This window comes from Desulfobacter sp., from assembly GCF_050177295.1.
On record NZ_JBFXHE010000059.1, the window covers coordinates 1 to 15,798 of the forward strand.

Annotated in this window: 14 protein-coding genes; 4 read left to right on the forward strand and 10 right to left on the reverse strand. The window is 46.1% G+C overall.

Going from position 1 to position 15,798, the window contains the following annotated elements:
• Positions 1-215: 215 nt before the first annotated feature.
• The 10 genes from AB7U36_RS06750 to AB7U36_RS06795 form a co-directional block, all read right to left on the reverse strand.
• Positions 216-1,106, reverse strand: coding sequence for a GGDEF domain-containing response regulator (locus AB7U36_RS06750; RefSeq protein WP_428159029.1), 891 nt, complete (start codon positions 1,104-1,106; stop codon positions 216-218).
• A gap of 69 nt (positions 1,107-1,175) precedes the next feature.
• Positions 1,176-1,874 (reverse strand): hypothetical protein, encoded by a 699-nt coding sequence (locus AB7U36_RS06755; RefSeq protein ID WP_428159030.1) that lies wholly within the window; start codon positions 1,872-1,874, stop codon positions 1,176-1,178.
• Positions 1,875-1,889: 15 nt separating this feature from the next.
• Positions 1,890-3,263, reverse strand: coding sequence for an ABC transporter substrate-binding protein (locus AB7U36_RS06760; protein ID WP_428159031.1), 1,374 nt, complete (start codon positions 3,261-3,263; stop codon positions 1,890-1,892).
• 58 nt (positions 3,264-3,321) lie between these two features.
• Positions 3,322-4,158, reverse strand: coding sequence for an ABC transporter permease (locus tag AB7U36_RS06765; protein WP_428159032.1), 837 nt, complete (start codon positions 4,156-4,158; stop codon positions 3,322-3,324).
• Positions 4,145-5,347 carry an ABC transporter substrate-binding protein gene (locus AB7U36_RS06770; RefSeq protein ID WP_428159033.1) on the reverse strand — a complete coding sequence of 401 codons (1,203 nt, stop codon included), beginning with the start codon at positions 5,345-5,347 and terminating at the stop codon, positions 4,145-4,147. The genes AB7U36_RS06765 and AB7U36_RS06770 overlap by 14 nt, the downstream gene beginning before the upstream one ends.
• A complete protein-coding gene (locus AB7U36_RS06775) occupies positions 5,337-6,113 on the reverse strand; it encodes an ABC transporter ATP-binding protein (protein WP_428159034.1) in 777 nt (258 codons plus the stop codon). The genes AB7U36_RS06770 and AB7U36_RS06775 overlap by 11 nt, the downstream gene beginning before the upstream one ends.
• A 3-nt stretch (positions 6,114-6,116) precedes the next feature.
• Positions 6,117-7,076, reverse strand: coding sequence for an ABC transporter substrate-binding protein (locus AB7U36_RS06780; protein ID WP_428159035.1), 960 nt, complete (start codon positions 7,074-7,076; stop codon positions 6,117-6,119).
• Between the two features lie 189 nt (positions 7,077-7,265).
• Positions 7,266-8,945 carry an ABC1 kinase family protein gene (locus AB7U36_RS06785; RefSeq protein ID WP_428159036.1) on the reverse strand — a complete coding sequence of 560 codons (1,680 nt, stop codon included), beginning with the start codon at positions 8,943-8,945 and terminating at the stop codon, positions 7,266-7,268.
• Positions 8,946-8,968: 23 nt separating this feature from the next.
• On the reverse strand, positions 8,969-9,271 hold the full coding sequence (locus AB7U36_RS06790; RefSeq protein ID WP_428159037.1) for a phasin family protein: 303 nt from the start codon (positions 9,269-9,271) through the stop codon (positions 8,969-8,971).
• A 25-nt stretch (positions 9,272-9,296) separates the two neighbouring features.
• Positions 9,297-11,144 (reverse strand): acyl-CoA dehydrogenase, encoded by a 1,848-nt coding sequence (locus AB7U36_RS06795; protein WP_286817531.1) that lies wholly within the window; start codon positions 11,142-11,144, stop codon positions 9,297-9,299.
• Between the two features lie 300 nt (positions 11,145-11,444).
• On the opposite strand from AB7U36_RS06795, the gene AB7U36_RS06800 reads away from it, so the two are divergent.
• The 4 genes from AB7U36_RS06800 to AB7U36_RS06815 all read left to right on the forward strand — a co-directional run bounded on the left by AB7U36_RS06800 (position 11,445) and on the right by AB7U36_RS06815 (position 15,676).
• Positions 11,445-12,284: an MBL fold metallo-hydrolase gene (locus AB7U36_RS06800; RefSeq protein ID WP_428159038.1), complete on the forward strand. Its 840-nt coding sequence runs from the start codon at positions 11,445-11,447 to the stop codon at positions 12,282-12,284.
• A complete protein-coding gene (locus AB7U36_RS06805) occupies positions 12,268-13,827 on the forward strand; it encodes an AmpG family muropeptide MFS transporter (RefSeq protein ID WP_320398852.1) in 1,560 nt (519 codons plus the stop codon). Before AB7U36_RS06800 ends, AB7U36_RS06805 begins: the two co-directional genes overlap by 17 nt.
• Positions 13,828-14,126: 299 nt before the next feature.
• Complete coding sequence (locus AB7U36_RS06810; protein WP_428159039.1) at positions 14,127-14,774, forward strand: hypothetical protein; 648 nt, start codon at positions 14,127-14,129, stop codon at positions 14,772-14,774.
• A 716-nt stretch (positions 14,775-15,490) separates the two neighbouring features.
• Complete coding sequence (locus AB7U36_RS06815; protein WP_428159040.1) at positions 15,491-15,676, forward strand: site-specific integrase; 186 nt, start codon at positions 15,491-15,493, stop codon at positions 15,674-15,676.
• Positions 15,677-15,798 lie beyond the last annotated feature (122 nt).

Sequence of the window (15,798 nt, forward strand, 5' to 3'; positions counted from 1 at the left end):
CATCAGGCAACTCTAAATCTAATTCAATCCCCATATGACACTGTTCCATTTGTTGTGAATAAAAAATCGACTATTGTTTCCGAACTAAACTCAAATTACAACCACGGAAAATATCGGAGAGCCATAACTTTCATATATTCAAAGGAAAACACCCCTGTTCAGATGGGTTTGTCGGGAAAGTGGATTGTGACAATATATGGCGGCCCCCAAAAGCGCTATCGATCCCTGAAAATACTCGTATTCCGGCCACTTTCCTTGGCCTGGCAAAGGGTTATGTCCGCCTCTTGTAACAGGCTGCCCAGGGAATTGAATTCAGGATACTTACGTCCAATTCCAATGGAAATTGTACAGGAAACAGCACTGCCGTCCTTCAGGAGAATCTGGGTTTCGGCAACGGTTTTCAGGATATCCGAAACAATATCCATCGACAGTTCGTGGGTCTGTGCAGTGTACATGACCGAAAAATCTTCACCGCCCATGCGCCCGAATATTGCATCCGGTGGCAAGACATCTTTGATGACATTTGCCACTGTTTTTAAAACGATGTCGCCCACATCATGGCCATACTGATCATTGATCTTTTTAAGATAGTCAATATCAATCATCAGTACATATAATTCACTGCCTGACGCATTGAACAGGGGTTCTCCAAGTTCAAAAAATCTCTTTCGGTTCAACACACGGGTTAAAACGTCCCGGGTGGCCATCATATCAAGTTCCCGAATCATTTCCTGTACCTGGAGCTGAACTCTGACCCGGGCCAGCAGTTCTTTGGCCTTAAACGGTTGGGTTACATAGTCGGCCCCACCCAGGTCATATACCTTTTCAATACTTTTTTCGTCGGTTTCAGCAGTGATGAAAATAATAGGGATTTCCTGGGTGTTCGGGTACTGTTTAAGCTTTCTACAGAGAGTATATCCATCCATGTCAGGCATATGCGTGTTCAGCAGGATCAAATGAATCTGTTCGTCTCTGACCACTTTCAGGGCATCAACCCCGGAGGTGCAGGGGATTACATCATAATCCTGGAGAATAGACCGGGCCATATCCAGATTGCGTTCTGTATCGTCTATGACCAGGATAGTTTTATTTTTGTTATCATCCATACATTTTTTCGCAAGGTGCCTGATGGCAGCTCTTTTTTCCGGAAAAACCATCCATGGTCTTTTCCGGTATTACTCTTTTTTCTTTTCCCAGAAATTACGGTTTTCCTGCAGAATGTCACTTATATCGTCATCAACTACATTCTCGTCGTTTTCATTGTCTTCATCTTCAAGATTAATATCTGTAAATTCATCAATGTTTAAATCTTCTATATCATCCTCATCATCCTCTTGGGTTAAATCAATCAGTTCATCACCGTCATCTGCGGCAAGGATGTTGGAGCTCTCCTGATCAAATGCAGGTTCATCTTCAAGGTCTTCAATTTCCAGTCCGGGGTCAGCTCCCTGGATCTCATCAGACAGCTCTTCCGGTTCCGTATCCTCTGCCTTTACTTGGCCCGGCTCATCATCCGCGGCATCATCATAATCGGGAAAGTGAATAGACAGATTGTCATCCAGATCTGATACCGGGGCCGCATTTTCATCATTTTCATCCTGAGTGTCTTGTTTGGACGCCGTACTTTCATTATCTTCAATCAGGTTTCCGTGCCGGTCAAAAAGCAAGCTGCCGTTCAGATTGATTTCATAATCAAGCCTGAACGCCACGTCATTGTCATGTACCACAATCTGGCCGCCTTTGGGGGACAGCGCCTTTGCGGTCAGACGCTCCTTGAGCAGATCCCTGACTGCATCAAGATCCAGATCCTTTTGGACAGATGCAATGAGGTCTTTTTCTCCATTCAGTATGACTTGGGGATCTGTAATTCTCATGCATAACTCCTTAATTTATATATTGAATGCGATGTTGGCAAAGCTGGGGTCAATAAAGTTTTCAAGGTCAATAATTTTGCCGATCTCCATGACATCGTGCATGTATCTTTGAATTTTATCTAAATCTGATGCTTCCGGATAGAGTCCGTCCCAACGGATGGCCATGGGCTGGGAAAATACATTTTGAAGCACCTGGGGATTCAGCCCCATTTTACCTTCTGGGTCCAGGAATTTCACGGCAATGTCCGCAGCCCGGGCCTTGTCGTTTTCAATAAACTCGCCGGTATCCACCAGCAGAGAGACAAACTCCTGAACAGCTTCAGGGTGTTTCTGGATAAAGTCCTTTTGCATGGCCACAATGCAGCAGGGATGATTCTCCCAGCGTGTGGCTGAATAAAATTCCAGGTTGCCGATTCCCGCCTTGATGGCTTTGGTGGCAACCGGTTCGGCAACCATAAATCCACCCACATCTTCGTTTTCTTTCATAATGCCGGGCATCTTAATGGGTGGAACCACCTCAAATCGCACATTAATCGCTTTTTTCCCCGGAACACCGGGTTTGAGCCCCAGTTCCTTCAAAAATTGATGTGCAAGCATGTGGTGAACCGACATTTTGTGAGGAATATCCACAACCTTGTATTTGTAAAAGCTTTGCAAAGAGTCAAACCTGTAATCATAATGCCGGGAGCGCACAAATGTGGAACCGTTCTTGTGGGCAAACAGGACCAGCTGAATAGGGGAGTCATAGGCAAACAGGTCCATGGCAATGGGTGCCAGAACAAAGGCGCAGTCAATTCCCCCGCTTTCAAGGCCTTCCTGTATCGGGTTCCATCCACCCATCAGGCTGGTGGACAGATCAAAGTGCTGGGGGGTCACATCCCCTTGGTTAATGCGGTGTTTCAGGGCGCCCAGGGCAAGGTGGTCGGTGATCTGAATGTGGGCGACATTGAGTTCAACGCGCCCTCCAATAATGCTTCGCTTTTTTGTTATCCGCTGTTTTTTCATCCCTCCGGAGAAAGCCGTTTCAATCGCCTTTGTTATTTCCTCTTCATTAAACGGCTTTGGGCAATGGGCATTCCCACCGGCTTCCAGGATGGCTTTCTGCTGGCCCATGTCGGCCTGGGCCGTGGCCATGATAAAAGGCAGATCCTTAAATGCTTCAGAGGCTCTTAATTCTTTGAGAAATCCAAGGCCATCGAGCGTGGGCATGTTCCAGTCGGAGATGACAAGATCAGGTTTTTCAACTTTTACTTTTTCAAGGCCGTCTACACCGTTCACCGCCATAACAAGATTTGAAAATCCGGCTTTAGCCAGGATTTGTTTGAACATTATCCGCATAGTGCCTGAATCATCTGCCACAACAATTTTGATATTCGGGTCTACCGCCATAAAATACTCCTTATGTCCTGAAAAGGTATAGTATATAAAAAATTAAAAATTTTATCTCTTAAACATCGTCGGTCCATGACCAGCTGAACCTGTGCTGCAATTTCTGGAAAACTTTGTCGAGTATAAATCCCAGCATGCCGATGGCAATGATTACGGCCATAAGTTTGTCATATTCCATGGTATCCCTGGCATCGTTAATCAGATAGCCGAGACCCGATGATACCCCTAAAAATTCTGCCGGGACCAAAACAATCCATGCAATCCCCAGCGCCAGTCTGATGCTGGTCATCATATGTGGGATGGAATATGGAATAACAATCGTTTGAATGAGTTGAACGTTATTGGCACCCTGGTTCAAAGCCATTTTTATCCACTGGGGGTTAATATCCATGACACCAATGGCTGTATTGAGTATTATAGGACAAATTGTCGCCATTACAATCAAAAAATGAACTGCGGATTCAAAGCTGGTAAATAAAAGCAATGCAATGGGCATCCATGACAGGGGGCTGATCATTCTTACGAATTGAATCGGCGAATAGGTCAGCTTGCGAAGACGAGTGAAAAAACCGATCAGTATGCCCAATGGGAGTCCGATGACTGCTGATATGGCTATGCCTACAACGATTCTACGCAGGCTTGCAAAAACCGACATCCAAAATCTGGAATTCTGAAAAGCGTCTGCCATGGCCGTTAGAGTCGGGCCGGGTAGAAAACCTTTAAAATGGGACAGTCCGGGCCTGGTGAAGATAAACTGTGTGATAACGGCCCAGGCACAGGCAAATAGGACAAGTCCGGCAAGTTCATATTTCCAGCCAGACCATATCCGGGTGAAAAATGATGATAAGCCGACCTGGACGGTGCTATCCTGGAAATTTTTTTCAATTGAGTTCAACGGTTTCTTCCCTGGAAAAGAGATCTTCTGTGTCGCCATGGCTGAACGTTTTCACTCCCCCCATGTCGTCAAGGGCTTTTCTGACAAAACGGTCGTCCACAAGCTGTGCAACGGCTGTGTTTACATCAAGGGTCGTCAGAAAATCCGTGTTGCCTTCAACCTTGGTTTTTTTCATCTGTTCCAGAATAAATCGGGTGGCTGTTGGAAAAGGAAAGGGCTGGAAACCGATTCTTTCTACATTCCACTGGGGGTGTATCAGTTCTTTTTCGGGGATGGCACCAAAAACCCTGTGAAGAATTGATTCCTTTACCGGCAAAAATCCTTCGCCGTCCCTGCTGAGCAGGTGAGCCGTTTCCTTTGGGTTTTGCAGGCACCACGCCTGGGCTCTTACAATGGCGTTTACCGCCTTTTGAATTACTATGGGGCTTTCTTGAATCAGATGCTCATTGGCGACGACAACACAACAGGGATGATTTTTCCAGATATCTCCGGAATATCGCATAATTTTTGCCGAAAATTTTTCCTGGGCCAGGGCGTTGAAGGGGTCCGCCACGATAAATGCGTCTATCTTATTTCCCAAAAGCGCCTGGGGCATATCCGGGGGCGGCAGAATAAAGAGGTTCACCTCGTGGGGGGCAAGCTTTGAGCCCGGCGGTCGGATGACAGGCTCAAGCCCCTGGACCTGAAGTCCTAACTGCATGACCAGATTGTGCATGGAGTACCATGAGGGCACGGCCACCTGCTTGCCGGCCAGATCCGCAAACCGGTTGATGCCGGCGTCTGCTTTAACAGTGACCGCACTGCCATTGGTGTGATTCCAGGCCAAAACCTTGACGGGTACGTTCTGCTTGAATCGCATCCATACGGGGATGGGAAAAAGCATGTGGGCCAGATCAAACTTACCCGTTAAAAAGGATTCGGAAAGTACTTTCCATGACCGCACCATGACCGGCGGTTCCACATGAAGTCCTTCGTGGGAAAAATAACCCAGAGTGTATGCAACGAGTAAAGGGGTGGCATCTGTAATGGGCAGATAACCTATTTTTAACGGTCTTTTTTTTGCCGCTGCCGAGCAAGGAAATACCATGGGGGCACAGGCGGCTATGCCTGCTGTCCCTATTGCTGTTTTTAAAAAACTTCGCCGTGAAATACTGTTGGGGCATACCGGCTTTACATGGTTAAATTTCATTTGTCAGGCTCCGTTTAACTAAATATGCGATTTTAAATCGTTCGAGAATATTGGTTCTCAACGCTTTGATCACAGGATCATGCTGTTTTCTGGGGTAGGGTACATTGATATCGAAAATATCGGAAATGCCGGCAGGGGAACCAGCCAGAACAATAATTTTATTGCCAAGGCGTATGGCTTCATCAATATCATGGGTGACAAAGACCGCGGTAAAGCTTTCGGACATCCACAGGTTTACCAGTTCTTCCTGGATATGGGCCTGGGTAAAGGTGTCTAACGAGGCAAAGGGCTCGTCAAGCAGCAGGACCTGGGGACGTCCCACCAGCGCCCTGGCCAGGCAGACCCGCTGGGCCATACCTAAAGAGAGCTGACTGGGTTTTGCGTCAGATGCACCTATCAGTCCCATGATTTCCAGAAACTGGCTTACCCGGTATTCAAGATCCTGGGTATCTTTCCTGATTTTACAACCATAGGCCACATTCTCCTTAACGTTGAGCCATGGAATCAGCGCCGGTTGCTGGAACAGCATGGAGCGCGAGGGATGGACACCGACAATAGGGTTGCCGTTCACCCGAATTTGACCGCAGGTCGGATTTTCAAGCCCAGCCAGCATGTTCAGCAGGGTGGTCTTTCCACAACCCGATTCACCCAGAATAATCACAAAATCCCCAGGATTTATGGAAAAGGAAATATCCTTGAGAATCTGATGTTTTTTTTTCCCCGGCCCGTCGTAGGATTTACAGATTTTTTCAATATCTATTTTCAAGTACTATAATTCCGATAGAACAGTATCAATAAATTCGGGCCTGACAAATCCATTGAGGTCGGCTTCGATCGGCATGACCTTCATGGTTGTGCGCATATAATCAAGCACGATGTTCAACATTTCCATATCCGGAGCCAGAAGTTTTGGGCAATAGGTAATCCCGGATGTGTTAAATGCCCTTCGTATCTGCTCGCCAGAAAGGCCTAAAAAAGAGGCGGAGATGCCTTCAATGGTGTTTTCGGCGGTGTCCGGGGATGATGACATATACCGGTCAAGTTCCCGGGCGCTATAAAGGAGACAACTGACCATCAGGGCCAAATCCTCCTCTTTGGTCACAAGCAGATCCTGGTGTACCACGAATACACTACCCGGATGATCCTTCCACAGATCCCGGGAAAGGAGCAGATGTTTGAATCCTTTTTTTTCAACCTCCGCGTCACCAAAGGGGGCAGGGCAGATAAAAGCTGCAATATCGCCGTCAAGATCCGAACTGGCCATTTCCGGCATCAAGGCAAACGGTACCGATTCAATTTCGACGCCTTCTCCTAATTTTCCTGAACCGGCGATTTTTAAATCTCCTGCACTCAGCAGCCTGTGAACAAGCATATGTTGAATACTGAGCTTGTGCGGAATCAAAACACTTTTACCTTTAAGATCCGCCAATTTTTGAATTTGTTTGGCCATAATGACTCTGCTGCCTGCCCTGTGAGTGAACATGAGCATGGATATTTCCGAACCCTTGTTAAACAGATACATGGCCTGGGCAATATCCATGAACGCGGCATTAATATCCCCGGATGCAAACCCCCTCTCCACCTGTTCCCAGGAACGCATGGTAAAAGGTATAATATCAGAATCGGCACCAGACCCTTTGCGCTGGATGTAACGGGGTAAAGCAATCCCTAATATCAGATGATCAATACTAATAAAATGTCCGATTCGGATAGTCAGGGGCAGCCTCAAATCTTTTATACTTATTGATTTTTATATGAAAGTTCAAATAAGTTGTTAAGTTACTTTTCATATTTTGTTGTGGGTTAAGTCTGGGTGTTGATAGACCAGGTCGGCCCATGGCCGTTATTGGGAAAAACTTTAACACAGCCCGGAATGCGTTGGCAAGTTTGTAGACGCAATTTATTTCATCTGCGGTACTTAAAGTCGCCCGCTGCGAATAATGGCCACCAATAGCCAGACACCAAGGAGAGCAGCAGCAATGAATCCGGCAATGCCGATGATGGAAACGCCGAGAATCATCGGCGGGATCCGGGAGTTGAGTACAATGGCCGAGCCCAGGATCAGGGCGGCAATGATAATGGCAAAAGAGATCCGATTGGATGTCTGGTCCTGGGTCATCATCAGCCGCTCCAGACCATCAATGCTTACCGTGATCTTTATTTTTCCCTTTTTGATCTGGGTCATGATGCTGCTTGTATCCCCGGGCAGGGTCTGAAGCAGGGAAAAGAGATCCCTGGCGATGCCTAAAAACTCCCGGGAGAGCCGGGGTAATGAATATTTTCTTAGGGTTGCGGACCTGATATAGGGCCGGGCATGGTTAAGGAGATCAAATTGAGGGTCTAGTGTGCGTGCCACCCCCTCAATACTGATAAATGCCTTCATCATTAAAAACAGGTCCGGAGGGATTCTCAACCCGTGCCGGGTGCAAAGCTCAAGAAACTGGTGAATCATGCGGCTGGGATTGATTTCTTCAAGCTTTCTGGACAAATATACCGCGCAAAATTGTGCGATATCCTTTTCCAGGGCCGCCATATTGACCGATGGGTCGGGCTCGGTCAGACGGCAAAGCAGACGGGCTGTATTCCTGGTATTTTTTGAGGCAAGCGCCTGGAGCAGATCAATGAATAACTCCCGGGTAGTTGAATCCACAAATCCCGTCATGCCAAAATCAATCATGCAGATGCGCTGGTCTTCCAGAATAAAAATATTGCCCGGATGGGGATCGGCATGGAAGAAACCAAACTCAAATATCTGACGCATGACAAAATCGGCGCCAATGCGGGTGATTTTTTTTCTGTCAAGAGCTGCCCGGTCAATGGCTTCAACGTCATCGGCCTTGATCCCCAGGATATATTCCATACACAGCACCCGTTGTGTGGAATGGGACCAGTAGACTTCGGGAATGCGGATATCCGGTTCTCTGGCGAACTGGTCAGCCATCTGTTCCATATTGGCCGCCTCCACCATGTAATCGAGCTCTTTTTCCAGGGATTGGGCAAATTCTTCAACAATTTTCACGGGTCGGAATATGGCCATATCTTCCAGGTTTTTTTCCATGACCTGGGCCAGATAGTGGATGATTTCCAGATCAACCTCGATTGTTTTACGGATGCCGGGGCGCTGAACTTTTACCGCCACCTGCTCCTTTGACGACAGTTCCGCCCGGTGAACCTGTCCGATGGAGGCCGAAGCAAAAGGAGCCTCCTCAAAGGAATAGAATACCTCACTGATGGGTCTGCCAAACTCTGAAAGAATAATTTGTCCGACCTGTTCAAACGAAAATGACGGCACCTTGTCCTGGAGTTTGGCAAGCTCCCGGGTCAAGTCCAGGGGGATCAGATCCGGCCGTGAGGATAATACCTGGCCCATTTTAATGAAGGTGGGCCCAAGCTCCTCCAAAACCATCCTGATCCGTTGATTCCTGGACAATTTCTCATGGGGTTTTGAGAACGGAATTTTATCAAGATAATGATCAATCCCCATGGCATCAATAATATTTTCAAATCCGTACTTGAAAATAATGCCGATAATCTGTTGGTAACGAACCAGATGCCGGTATCGTTTCGTGACCCTGGAAATGGTCTTAAAACTGAGCATGGTCAGGGCAAGATGCCTCGATTTCAGGCCTCTTTTTCAATTTTTTTAGACAGCTCGTCAATCCGGGCATTGAGTTCATCAATATCCCCACGGGTGGGCAGATCCAGGCGTTTAAGTACCGACTCCACAACTGCTTCAACTTTTTTATCAAGGCTGGATTTTGCGTCGTCATACCGTTTTTTACACTCTTCCAGAAAGTCCTTTGCCTCTTTCTGGTTCATTTCAGACTGTTCGGCAAACTCCCTGGCAAAGGTTTCAATTTCTTTTTTGGAGCGCAACGCCATACCCACCCCAGTGAGCAGACTGTTTTTTAGGGTTTCAAGCATGTTCTTTTCCTCCCTTTTATTATTTTTATTTTGAGCCAAAGGAGACGTCCAATATATCCTCCACACAGCTATCCCCTTCAAGAATGGCATCCATCTTACCATAAGATCCAGGCAAAAGGGTATTGATAAAAAATCTGGCAGAGGCCATCACGCCGGCATAAAATGCGGCCTCTTTGTTTTTCCCAGCCTTGGCAGCCACCGCTTCAGGATCAAGAGAGCCTACTTTTTCAGCCAATTTAGGTGCGGCAACACAGGCTCGCCACAGATGCATCCAGGCAAAGGCGATATCCCCTGTAATCTCCAGGAATGGGTGAGCAAAGGCATAAGCGTTAAGCACCTTTTCAGATCTTGCCCTTGCACCGATCTCATAGGCAACAACATCATACCGGTCCAGAGCAAGTTCGACCTTTTCGAAAAGCACTTCAAGCCCTTCGATTTTTTGGGCTTCAATTATGGTTTTTCTGATCTGATCCAGGAAGTATATAAAACTTTGCCCATTGTTCGTGGAGAGCTTGCGGCCCAGAAGATCCATGGCCTGGATGCCGTTGGTGCCTTCGTAAATCATGAAGATTCTGGAATCGCGCATGAGCTGCTCTGCCGGAAATTCCTTGCAGTATCCATATCCGCCGTAAATCTGGACACCGTGGGAGCAGACCTCAAGGGCCTTATCCGTGATATAGCCTTTGACAATGGGGGTGAGCACCTCAATTAAAGCGGCGGTATTGGCCTTTAACGCCTCATCATCCGTGGTATGAACAATGTCCTCGCATTTGGCATAGTAATAGTGCAGGGAGCGCATGCCTTCGGTGTATACTTTCATGTTTAACAGCTGGCGTTTAACATCCGGGTGGTTGATGATGGTTACGTTTTTGGCTGTGGCATCCTTGCCCGCTGTAAGATGTCGGCCCTGTACCCGGGTTCTGGCATAATCAAGGGCGTTCATATAAGCGGCGGACGCCACGGCAAAACCCTGGACACCCACAAATGCCCGGGATTCGTTCATCATTTGAAACATTGCGGGCATGCCCTTGTTTTCTTCGCCGAGAAGGGTGCCGATGCAAGGTCCTTTGTCTCCCAAAGCCAGGGTGCAGGTAGCATTACCGTGAATGCCCATCTTTTCTTCAAGACCGGTGCATACCACATTGTTGAATTCACCCAGGGAGCCGTCTTCATTAACCAGGTATTTGGGCACCAGGAACAGGGATATTCCCCGGGTGCCCGCAGGTGCCCCCTCAATACGGGCAAGGACCGGATGGATAATATTATCGCAAAGATCATGTTCACCCGCAGAGATGAAAATTTTTGTACCCTGGATGGTGTAGGTGCCGTCATCGTTCAAGGTGGCTGAGGTGGTCAACGCGCCCACGTCGGAACCGGCCTCGGGTTCGGTCAGGAGCATGGTGCCGCCCCACTGGCCTGCAAACATTTTTTTCATGTACAGTTTTTTCTGGGTTTCATTACCAAAAGCTTCCACCAGTTTGGCTGCGCCGTGGGTCATGCCGTAATAGAGCATAAAGGCGGAGTTGGCGCCTACCATATATTCCAGGGCTGCGCACCCCACGGTTTTGGGCATGCCCTGGCCGCCCACCTCCGGATCATCACACATGGCCAGCCATTCACCTTCGCAGAACAGCTTCCAGGCCCGTTTAAAAGAGTCGGGTGTGGTCACGTTACCGTTTTCAAGGGTGCAGCCGATCTCATCTCCGTCTTTAAATGTGGGCAGAATCTCCTTAATGGCAAGGTTCCTTGCTTCCGAGACAATCAGGTCAACGGTCTTTTTATTGAATTCCTCAAATAACTCATGGTCAACCGTTCCGATTTGTTCATGCAATACAAAGTCGACATCGCGCCTGTCTGCAATTGGCTGTGCCATATTATCATTCCCTTCTTAAAACTGTTCATGGTTGATATAGGCATGTGTTGCACGCAACAACATACCGACTAACGAAAAGCATGGTATATGTAGTATAAAAAATTTAATATTTCCAAATCTTTTTGAAAATTGTTTAGCTGAATTTCTAAAAATTTTTTTTATTCCCGCCTTTATTAATATAAGGAGGTTTAAATATGGTTATTTTTTTGCTAAATAGAGTTAATTATCGGCCCGGTTTCATATGAGTCTAAGATGTTAGTTCCGTAAAATAACTGTCTAACTGATGGATACAAAAGACGCATGCGAATAAAATGTTGGGGATCTAGAGGATCAATCTGTGTATCAGGGCAACAATATACCAAGTACGGCGGCGATACCACCTGTTTTGAGATCCAGGCGAATTCGGGTGAGGTTGTGATCATTGACGCCGGTACCGGCATCCGCAGGCTTGGAAAATCCATGGTTCAAAAAAAAATTAAGAGATGTTATCTGCTTTTGACCCATACCCACTGGGATCACATCATTGGTCTGCCCTTTTTTCATCCCCTGCTTGATGCGGATACCACAGTCCACATCCAGGACCGGACCTTTGCCGGACTGACAACGAAACAGGTCATTGACCGGGTCATGTGTATGCCTTTTTTTCCCGTCGGGTTAAAGGACTACAACGCAGATATCCGGTTTGATTCATCTCTGAACAACCGTTTTTCCATCGGCAGCCTGGATATTGAAACAATCCTCACCTCCCATTCCCAGGACAGCATTGGATACAGGTTTACGGAAAATGGGAAAACATTTGTGTTTCTTACGGACAATGAACTGGGATATACCCACTCCCAGGGCAGAAGTGTTAAAGAATACATCGCCTTTTCAAAAGATGCGGATTTACTGTTCCATGACACCGAGTACACGGATGATGAATACCTGAATAGAACCGGGTGGGGGCACTCCCGCCTGTCCGATGTTTTGGATTTAAGCGTTAAGGCGTCAGTGGGGCAGCTTGGCCTGATTCATATCAACCAGGACAGAACCGATGACCAGGTGGATGCCATGGTTGACCAGTGTCGCCAATTTTTCAATAATAATCACCTCTCCACCTCCTGTTACGCCGTTGCTGCGGATTTTGAAATTTTTCTATAACCCTTCAAAAGCCTGGGAGGCTGCCAAGAATTTTTCCCACCCCAGGGTGGTCGCCATGCTCTTTTTCGGGTTCAGCGCAGGGCTGCCCATTCTGCTGATTTTTTCATCTCTGTCACTTTGGCTTCGTGAGGCAGGTATCCAGCGTTCGGCTGTCACCTTTTTCTCCTGGGCAGCCTTAGGGTATTCCTTTAAATTTATCTGGGCGCCGTTGGTTGATCAAATGCCTATTCCCGTAATGACCCGAAGGCTTGGCCGGCGCAGGGCCTGGATACTTCTGGCCCAGATCTGCATTGCCGCGGCCATTTTTGCCATGTCCATGATTGATCCGGCAAAGGCAGAGAACTGTTTATCCTTGATGGCTCTGGCTGCCGTGGCCTTAGGCTTTTCTTCGGCCACCCAGGATATTGCCATTGATGCCTACCGCATTGAATCGGCAGGCGAAGAACTACAGGCCTTGATGGCTTCGGTGTATATTGCCGGATACCGGATCGGGATGCTGGCCGCAGGTGCAGGTGCCTTGTTTATAGCCCAGATCCAAGGCTCAACCCCGGGCGCTTATGATTACACGGCCTGGCGCACGGCCTACCAGATCATGGCCGGGCTGATGGCCATTGGGATGATCACGGTATTTGTAATTAAAGAACCTGCAATAACGGAAAAAGAAGCAACTTGCGCCCGGAACAGGGATCATGCCCGATTTTTTATTCTTTTTTTAATTTCTGCGGCTGCCTTTGTGGGGTGGTTTTATTTTTCATCCGGGATTGCATCCACATTAAAAGAACAGGTGGCCCTTGTTGTAAAAAACCATTCTGCCGCCGGATTTATAGTTGAAACCGCACGGCTTGCCGCAGGCCTTTGTTCAGCACTTCTGGCGGCAAGGTTGATGGTGGCCCTGAAAGTGGCGGACATGGAGATGATCCGGTCCGCCTATGTTGAACCGGTTTCGGATTTTTTTTTGCGGTACGGCGCAGGCCTGGCCTGGCTGCTTCTTGCGCTTATCGGCCTGTACCGGATTTCGGATATTGTTCTAGGTGTTATTTCCAATGTCTTTTACCAGGACATGGGTTTTTCAAAAATTCATATCGCAAGCATCGTAAAAACCTTCGGACTGTTCATGACCATTGCCGGCGGTTTTCTGGGTGGCACCCTGTCAATTCAGTTCGGGGTGATGCGCATTCTTTTTGCCGGGGCATTGCTGTCAGCGCTGACAAACCTGCTGTTTGTTCTCATGGCCTGGACCGGTCCGGCCCTGCCCATGCTCTACCTTGTGATCTCCGCGGACAACCTTGCCGGCGGCCTTGCCGGCGCTGCATTTGTGGCCTTTTTATCCAGTCTGACCAATGTCAGGTTCACCGCCGTTCAATATGCCGTATTTTCGTCATTAATGACTCTTGTGCCAAAGGTATTTTCCGGATATTCCGGGGCCATGGTGGACCAACTGGGATACCCTGTGTTTTTTACCATAACCGCCGTGATGGGTATCCCGGTTCTTATTTTAATCCTGATCTGCGGGGTTAAACTGCAAGTTAAGGACCGCAGATGAAATTCAGCAATTCTAAATTTAATAAAGTATAATCCTCTCTCAGTCAAAGACAGGGGGCGCCCAAGATATTGTGCCCGTCCCCATTACAGGAAAAAGTGTGTATTTATATGCATAGTCCATACTAACCCCAAGATCACTGGTGAAATTCGGTGCATTCTAATTGTTGAAATATAAGGGTAAAAATCAAGGTTTGACCCCATGACACGCAGGTGATATATATTGCGGCCTACATTATGTTATCGTTTGACATCAAATTATTGGATAAAAAAACTTGAGCATCGAGTAACAGATAAAATTTTTTGCAACCTATTCTGGATGGTGATAAACACTCTGTGTTTGGATTTTTTGTGATACTTCCATATGTTCAATTTTGTAAGGAAAATGAAATGAAAAAAATGATTTTTTTTATATCTATATTGTTTATATTTATAACATCAAATCAAGCTGTTGCGTTTCCACAAGGCTTGCAACCAAGCACTGAGAAAACGTTAATTGGTTCGTGGGAAGTATCTGTATATATTTCGCCTGCTGAGATAGCACAGATGCTTGGTGAATCTCTTCCACAAAATTTAAGTATAGCACTAACAGGCTCTGGTTCTCACACTTATCATGTTGGAGGGAAATGCAATACTGATGGGCAAGTTACATTAAGGTTGAATCTGGAAGGTCAAGAGTTACCTCTCAATTTTTTAGTACGACATGCAGGGACATGGGAGATACACGACAACATAATAGTCGAAACTAATATTAATTCGGTTGTAACCCCTAATGACCCAATTACTATGAACGTAGTGAACGTATCACCGGAATATCAATCAATGTTTACGCCTGCTTCGGGAGACTCCACGTCTATGAAAATAATTCACATTTCAGAAAAAATAGCAGAATTGAAGATGATGGAACCACCATACCGCAGTTTTACATTAAGAAAAAAGATTGGAAAATAGATTCCCGACTCGGTAGAACTCTGGAGAACATAAAGACTGCTGAGTAACCAGCTCTTTAACTATGCAACCTATTTGCTTTTTTATCCATCTTATCTTTCATGTTCACTTATCTGACGGGGTCTCATTCGAATAGTAAGAATAACCAGATCTGCATGAATATTTAAAATATGAATGACGAAATCATTCAACATAATTTGGAAAGGCTTGCAAATTTTTTCTTCAATTTGCCACATAATGAACCACGTACTCTTATGGTATCAAGAGTGGCCAACCCTAAACCCCAGGCGGAAAGGAATAACGAAAGTAGTCAACGCCTTTATTGACAATGGCTTCGATCCGAAATTGTAGACATATCTGTCGCTCATCATCCAAATCAAAATCCGGAAAAACAAGTAATCTGAAAGTGTTGACTATTAATAATAGTCCGGACCTCTGAATCCGACCTTGTGAGGGTTTCGTTTTTGACATAGTCCTCGTGAAAAATATTAAAGATACCGGTGCAACTCAGAACCGATATCTTTTACTCTGATAATAGTCTATCAGTTGAAAAAATAGATCTTGATTTGTAAAATATTCGATGGAGGCCTATTCTCAGGCGAAAAGACAATTTTTTATCAAAGGAGAGCATCATGAAAACATCAAATGCAATCGACACTTTTCTTGATTATCAAAAAATGAATTCAAAAAAAACACTATAAAAAATTATCAACTTTTTTTTGGCCGGTTTTAAAAAAGAATATGGCAATTCAGAAATATCAAAAATCACATCCGAAGATGTTATGGCTTTTTTGACCAAGGTTACTGATGGCCAAAAGCAATCAACGAAAAAACTCAAATTTTCTCTGCTCAGATTATTCTTCAATTTTCTCAAAGATTCATTTGATTCAAACATACCAATCTGATCAACGACAATTATTTTTTCCCCTCAACGACAATTAAAATTCCCGTTCCCCATTCTTTATAACCTGTTTATTTTGTATTTGTTTTCCATTATTCCCTTGCTATTTTTTGTAACATTGATAAT